Source organism: Clostridium sp. CCUG 7971 (genome assembly GCF_017590215.1).
Lineage (GTDB): Bacteria > Bacillota > Clostridia > Peptostreptococcales > Peptostreptococcaceae > Faecalimicrobium.
Genome location: NZ_JAFFPK010000189.1, coordinates 1 through 6,655, shown reverse-complemented (window position 1 = coordinate 6,655; position 6,655 = coordinate 1). Strand labels below are relative to the sequence as shown.

Genomic DNA, 6,655 nt, shown 5'->3' with positions numbered 1-6,655 from the left:
ATTAGAAGAAATGAAAAATAGTGGATATAACCTAGGTGGAGAGCAATCAGGCCACATGATATTCTTAGATTACAACACAACAGGTGATGGTGTACTTAGTTCTTTAGTACTTGCTGAAATAGTACTTGAAGAAGAAAAGAAAATATCAGATCTTGCAGCAGTTATGACTCAGTACCCACAAGTGCTAGTTAATGCTAGGATAAAAAATGAAAATAAGAATAGATATATGGAGTATCCTGAGATAAAAAGTGAAATAGAAAGAATTGAGAAGTTATTAGATGGTTGTGGTAGAGTATTAATTAGACCATCAGGAACAGAACCATTAGTAAGAGTTATGCTAGAGGGTAAAGAGGAAGGTCAAATAAAAGAATTAGCTACAAACTTAGCTAACCTTATACAAGAAAAACTATCGTAATTTAAAAGTGAATACTAAGACAATAAAGTATAACCCTAAAGCAATAATTAATGGGAGTGATATACTAAGATATTTATCTTAGTATTCACTTATAAGCGCCAGAACTTAGTAATTGACAAAATACAAATACTTTATAGATACTAAGTTGACGAGGTCAGAGTTTATCGAATTATCGGCGGATGCTCTGCGGTGTGATTACCATCGTAAGAATTTCCTTAAATCTTAGAAGTAATTCTTTGGACAAAGGGAAATTTAAGTAATCATGACCTACCTCTAAAAATATATAAAATAATATTTTTAGGAGGAATTTAATATGTGTGGAATAGTTGGATATTTAGGACACAGACAAGCAACAGAGGTACTAATAGAAGGGCTTTCTAAATTAGAGTACAGAGGATACGATTCTGCAGGAGTGGCAGTAAATGGTGGAAATGACTTAGAAATAAGAAAGTTCAAAGGAAGATTAGCAATACTTGCTGAGGACCTAGAAAAAAATCCTATAGAAGGTGGACTTGGAATAGGACATACAAGATGGGCAACTCATGGAGAGCCATCTGATGTAAACTCTCATCCTCATTTCAATATGGACAAGACAATAGCAGTAGTTCATAACGGAATAATAGAAAACTACAGTGAATTAAAAGAAGAGTTACAAGCTGAAGGTGTAGTATTCTTATCTCAAACAGATACAGAAGTTGTAGCACATTTAGTAGATAAGTACTATGAAGGAAATCTATTAGATGCTGTTTATAAGGCAACTGAAAGATTAAGAGGTGCATATGCATTAGGTGTTATATGTAAAGATAATGCAAATGAATTAGTATCAGTAAGAAAAGATAGTCCATTAGTAGTAGGACTTGGAGAAGGTGAAAACTTCATAGCATCAGATATACCTGCAATATTAAAATACACTAGAAATGTATACTTCTTAGAAAATGGTGAGTTTGTTCACATAGTTGGAGATAAATTAACTGTTTTAAATGAAAATAGAGAAGTTGTACAAAAAGAGGTTACTGAAATAACTTGGGATGTTGAAGCTGCATCTAAAGGTGGATATGAACACTTCATGTTAAAAGAAGTTTACGAACAACCTAATGGAGTTAAAGAAACTCTAATAAGAAGATTAAATGACAATGAAGAAATTCAATTAGATGATATAAAAATGACTAAGGAAGACTTAGAAAAAATAAATAGAGTTTATATAGTTGCTTGTGGTACTGCATATCATGCAGGACTTGTAGGAAAGTATGCTATAGAAAAATTTGCTAAAATACCAGTTATAACTGATATAGCATCTGAATTTAGATATAGAGATCCATTTATAGATGATAAAACTTTACTAATATTAGTAAGTCAATCAGGAGAAACAGCTGATACATTAGCATCTTTAAGATATGCTAAAGATAAAGGAGCTAGAATATTAGCAGTAACTAATGTTGTTGGTTCTTCTATAGCTAGAGAAGCTGATGATGTATTCTATACTTGGGCAGGACCAGAAATTTCAGTTGCATCAACTAAAGCTTACACTACTCAATTAGTATCATTCTATATGATAGCTTTAGATTTTGCTATAAAGAGAGGTACTATAACTAAAGAGTACTACGATGAAATGATAGAAAAATTAAAAGAAATGCCTGAAAAAGTTTCAAAAGCATTAGAACAAGAAAACTATATTAAAGATGATGTAGCTAAAACTTTAAAAGAAACTCATAGTGCATTCTACTTAGGTAGAGGACTAGACTACAATTTAGCTATGGAAGGTGCATTAAAGATAAAAGAAATATCTTATATACATGCAGAAGCTTTTGCAGCGGGAGAATTAAAGCATGGTACAATAGCTTTAATAGAAAAAGGAACTCCAGTTATAGCTATAGCTACTCAAGGAGAGCTATTTGAAAAAATGGTTTCAAATATGGAAGAAGTTAGAGCTAGAGGAGCTTATGTAATAGCAATAGCTCAAGAGAAAAATGTAGAAGTAGAAAAAGCAGCTGATAAGGTAATATATATACCGAATGTAGATGATATATTATCAAGTATATTAACTGTGCTACCTCTTCAATTATTATCTTACTACGTTGCAGTTCAAAGAGGTTGCGATGTAGATAAGCCAAGAAACTTAGCTAAATCAGTAACAGTTGAATAATAAAGTTTAAACAATTAAAAACAAAATACTAACACAGTATATAAAGTATATCCTCCTTAAAATTGTCAATAATCCAATTATAAATATGATGATTTTAAGGGGGATTTTTTATGAAAATAATAAAATTAATTACAAGTTTTATATTACTGATGATAATTGGAATAGTAATATCATATGCTGATATTAAGTCAAACAATGAATATAATAAGTTGATAGAAACTTTTGACAATACTCAAGCTAATTTTAAGTTTTACAATATAAAGGCGAATGGAGTTATAAACTACGATATATCCAAGAATGAAATGAGAGATATATTCGTGGAAATAATTAACAATTTAGGCCTTGAAGAGAGTAATATGAAGTGGGAAGAAAACTGGAACAATAACCAAAACCAGATATATGCACAAGTTCAGAATGAAGAAAAAAATATTTCAATTTCTGGAATTAAAAAAAATGACGAAGAAGCATATATTATGGTTGACATATTAGAAAATAAAGTATATAAAAATATAGTGGATATTTATACAATTCTTGAAAATACGTTAAACAAACATGTTCAAAAAGTTGACATAAATACGTGTATATCAGGAGAGTACACAAAAAAGTTACAGATGAATAAATATGATGATATTTTTCAAGAAATATTATATAATATGAATGCTAAAGAAATAGATAGAGTAGAGGAAGAAAATTTTATATCTATTACAGCATATAGCAAAGTTTTAAAGGATAATTACTTAGAATATTTAGGCGATAAGATAAATTTGAATATAGGAATGAGGTATAGTGAGGATGACGAAAAAACGATCATCTATATTGCTACGCCAATTATAAAATTAGATTATTAATTAATGAGGAGAGGTCAATAAAATGGCAAAGATAATAGTTAACAAGAGTAACCCACTTAAGGGGAACGTTAAAATAGATGGAGCAAAAAACGCAGTTTTACCAATAATAGCATCAACTTTATTAGCAAAAGGAAAGTCTACTTTAAGAGGAGTTCCAAATTTAAGAGATGTACATGTTATATCTGATTTATTAAGACATTTAGGAGCTGAGGTAGAATATGAAGGTACTACATTAACTGTAGATGCAACTAATATAACTACATGTGAAGCACCATATGAACTTGTAAGAAAGATGAGAGCATCATTCTTAGTTATGGGACCGTTATTAGCAAGATTTAATCATACTAAGATATCTATGCCAGGAGGATGTGCTATAGGAACTAGACCTATAGATTTACATTTAAAAGGATTTAAATACTTAGGTGCTGATGTAGATATGGATCATGGATTCGTTGAAGCTACTACTAAAAAATTAACAGGAGCTAAATTATATTTAGATTTTCCATCAGTTGGAGCTACTGAAAACATAATGATGGCAGCTGCACTTGCAGAAGGAACTACTATAATCGAAAACGCAGCAGAAGAGCCAGAAATAGTAGATTTAGCAAACTTCTTAAATGAAATGGGTGCTAATATAAAAGGTGCGGGTACTAATACTATAAAAATAAATGGAGTTAAGGAATTACATGGAGCGGAACATAATGTAATACCTGATAGAATAGAAGCTGCAACTTACATGGTAGCAGCAGCTATGACAAAAGGCGATATAATAATAGAAAACGTAATGATGGAGCATTTAAAGCCAGTTACAGCTAAATTAAAAGAAGCTGGATGTGAAATAATAGAGTTAGATAATGCTGTTAGAGTAATAGGACCAGAAATTTTAAAGCCAATAGATATAAAAACATTACCTCATCCAGGATTCCCTACAGATGTTCAAGCTCAATTTATGGCTATGCTTACTGTAGCTAATGGATCAGGGGTAGTTATAGAAACTGTATTTGAAAATAGATTTATGCACGTTGCTGAATTTAATAGAATGGGTGCGAATATAAAGATAGAAGGTAGAAGTGCTATAGTTAATGGTGTTGATAAATTACATGGAGCTAAAGTAAATGCTACAGATTTAAGAGCTGGTGCAGCGCTTATACTATGTGGGCTTATAGCTGAAGGTGAAACTCAAATAGGTGAAATATATCACATACAAAGAGGATATGTTGATATAGATAAGAAAATAACTGCTTTAGGCGGGAATATAAAGATAGTAGAAGATTAATAAATACGTAATTTAATGTAATAAAAGAATAGGGTTTTTCATATACTTTAATGTTAATAAGAAAACTAAGGAGGAAGTATATGAAGAACCCTTTACTAATTTTAGCAGGTGTAGTAGTTTGTTCAATATCAATTCCAATACTTATAAGTGTAGTATCTTATGATGATATTAATGTTAGTACACAAGTAAAAGAAGTAAAAGAATTAGTTACTAAAGCACCAGTAGCAGACACTAAAAAAGAAAAAGAAGTAATAAATTATGAAACTGTAGATAAAAAAACACCTATTATTAATGTATATAATCATAAGTTGGGTAAAGTTCAAGCAATGAATATGGAAGAATATCTGTGTGGAGTTTTAGCCGGAGAAATGTCTGCAGAATTTGATATAGAGGCTTTAAAGGCCCAAGCTTTAGCAGCAAGAACTTATGTAAAATATAAAGAAAACCAAGGTCCAAATAGCAAACATAAAAATGCACTTGTATGTACAGATTTTAGGCATTGTCAAGAATACAAAAGTCCAGAAGAACTAGAAAAGAGGAATGGTAAAGCTTGGATGAAAAGTTCTTATAAAAAAATAAAACAAGCAGTAGATGAGACTAAAGGTCAAATTATTACATATAAAGGAAAGCCTATACTTACATTATATTTTTCAACGTCATCTGGAAAGACTGAGAATAGTGAAGAGGTTTTTTCTTCAGCATATCCATATTTAAAATCAGTTGATAGCCCATATGATAAAAATGCTCCTAAGTATATTTCTGCATTAGAATTAAGTAATGGTGACTTTGCAAACTTATTTAAGAAAAGTTATAGTAATATTAAAATAGATGCAAGTAACTTGAGTAATCAAGTTAAGGTTAAAAAAAGAAGTGAAGGCGGAGCTGTAGAAACGATTAAGATAGGTAATAAAGAAATTAAAGGTACAGATGTCAGAAATATATTAAGTTTAAACTCGGCTAACTTTGATATTAAGTTTGAAAATAACTCTGTGAAAATTAATGTAAAGGGATATGGACATGGAGTAGGTATGAGTCAATGGGGAGCTCAAGGTATGGCAGAAGACGGCTATAAGTATTATGAAATATTGTCTCATTACTATACAGGAACTAATATAACTGATATATATTAAAATAAACTCTATAAAGCAAATCACTTGCTTTATAGAGTTTATTTTAATGTAGAATTTTAAGTTAATATATTAAATATATAACAAAATATATATTTCAAAAAAGTTCATAAATTGTATAAAAATAGAAATTAACGCCAACAATATAAATACATAAATATTTGGAGGTGCTGTATGAAGAAAAAGCTATTAGAAAAAGATGGTTTTTACTTAGCCTTATTTGCGTGTGTTTGTTTGTTAGCAATTGGTGGGGTTTGGTTTACAAAAAATAATGTGGATGAATTAGCGTCTAATAAAGGATTTGTAAACAAAGCCGATAAAGATGATGAATTGCAATTAATAGAAAAAGATAATGAAAATGTGGTACCAACAACAAATTCAGAGCAAAATTTAGAAAAAGCTAAAGAAAAGGCTAAGGAAAATGATTCGAAGTTAAGTTTTTTAGGAACTAAAGTAATTAGAGAGTATTCAGAAAAAGAGCCAAGTTATTCAAAAACATTAGATGTATGGGAAATACATAAAGGTTTAGATATAAGTGCAAAGAGTGGTTCTGAAATCAAGTCTTTATTAAATGGTAAAGTTGAATCTGTATTTACAGATGATCAACATGGAATTTCAGTTAAAGTAAAAAGTGATAATGATACAACAGTAGTATATTCTAATTTATCAAAAGATACAAAGGTTAAAAAAGGCCAAGAAATTAAATCTGGAGATGTTTTAGGAACTGTAGGAAACACAAGCTCAGTTGAAGGACAAGATGGGTCACACGTACATGTAGAAGCATTTAAAGGAAAAAAATACATAGATCCAATGAGTTTAATAAAATAAAAAATATAACAGACTTAA

Annotated in this window: 5 protein-coding genes and 1 pseudogene; all 6 read left to right on the top strand. The window is 30.1% G+C overall.

Features of this window, described 5'->3' with window-relative positions; translation table 11 throughout:
- Positions 1–415 (top strand): annotated as a pseudogene (locus JWF52_RS18275) (phosphoglucosamine mutase); the annotation flags it as partial.
- A 313-nt stretch (positions 416–728) separates the two neighbouring features.
- Entirely contained in the window at positions 729–2,558 is a 1,830-nt protein-coding gene (gene glmS / locus JWF52_RS18270; protein ID WP_208334907.1) for a glutamine--fructose-6-phosphate transaminase (isomerizing), read from the top strand.
- Positions 2,559–2,668: 110 nt separating this feature from the next.
- The gene (locus tag JWF52_RS18265) at positions 2,669–3,406 is read left to right on the top strand and encodes a YwmB family TATA-box binding protein (RefSeq protein WP_208334906.1); all 738 of its coding nucleotides are present in this window, start codon (positions 2,669–2,671) and stop codon (positions 3,404–3,406) included.
- Between the two features lie 22 nt (positions 3,407–3,428).
- Positions 3,429–4,682 (top strand): UDP-N-acetylglucosamine 1-carboxyvinyltransferase, encoded by a 1,254-nt coding sequence (gene murA, locus JWF52_RS18260; protein ID WP_208334905.1) that lies wholly within the window; start codon positions 3,429–3,431, stop codon positions 4,680–4,682.
- An 80-nt stretch (positions 4,683–4,762) separates the two neighbouring features.
- Complete coding sequence (gene spoIID / locus JWF52_RS18255) at positions 4,763–5,812, top strand: stage II sporulation protein D (RefSeq protein WP_208334904.1); 1,050 nt, start codon at positions 4,763–4,765, stop codon at positions 5,810–5,812.
- Positions 5,813–5,983: 171 nt separating this feature from the next.
- Positions 5,984–6,637: a M23 family metallopeptidase gene (locus JWF52_RS18250; RefSeq protein ID WP_208334903.1), complete on the top strand. Its 654-nt coding sequence runs from the start codon at positions 5,984–5,986 to the stop codon at positions 6,635–6,637.
- The last annotated feature ends 18 nt before the right edge of the window (positions 6,638–6,655 follow it).

What these genes read in the sequence shown, in the direction of transcription:
- JWF52_RS18250 (WP_208334903.1), top strand. Translation starts at nt 5,984, where the DNA reads ATGAAGAAAAAGCTATTAGAAAAAGATGGTTTTTACTTAGCCTTATTT.
- spoIID (WP_208334904.1), top strand. Translation starts at nt 4,763, where the DNA reads ATGAAGAACCCTTTACTAATTTTAGCAGGTGTAGTAGTTTGTTCAATA.
- glmS (WP_208334907.1), top strand. Translation starts at nt 729, where the DNA reads ATGTGTGGAATAGTTGGATATTTAGGACACAGACAAGCAACAGAGGTA.
- murA (WP_208334905.1), top strand. Translation starts at nt 3,429, where the DNA reads ATGGCAAAGATAATAGTTAACAAGAGTAACCCACTTAAGGGGAACGTT.
- JWF52_RS18265 (WP_208334906.1), top strand. Translation starts at nt 2,669, where the DNA reads ATGAAAATAATAAAATTAATTACAAGTTTTATATTACTGATGATAATT.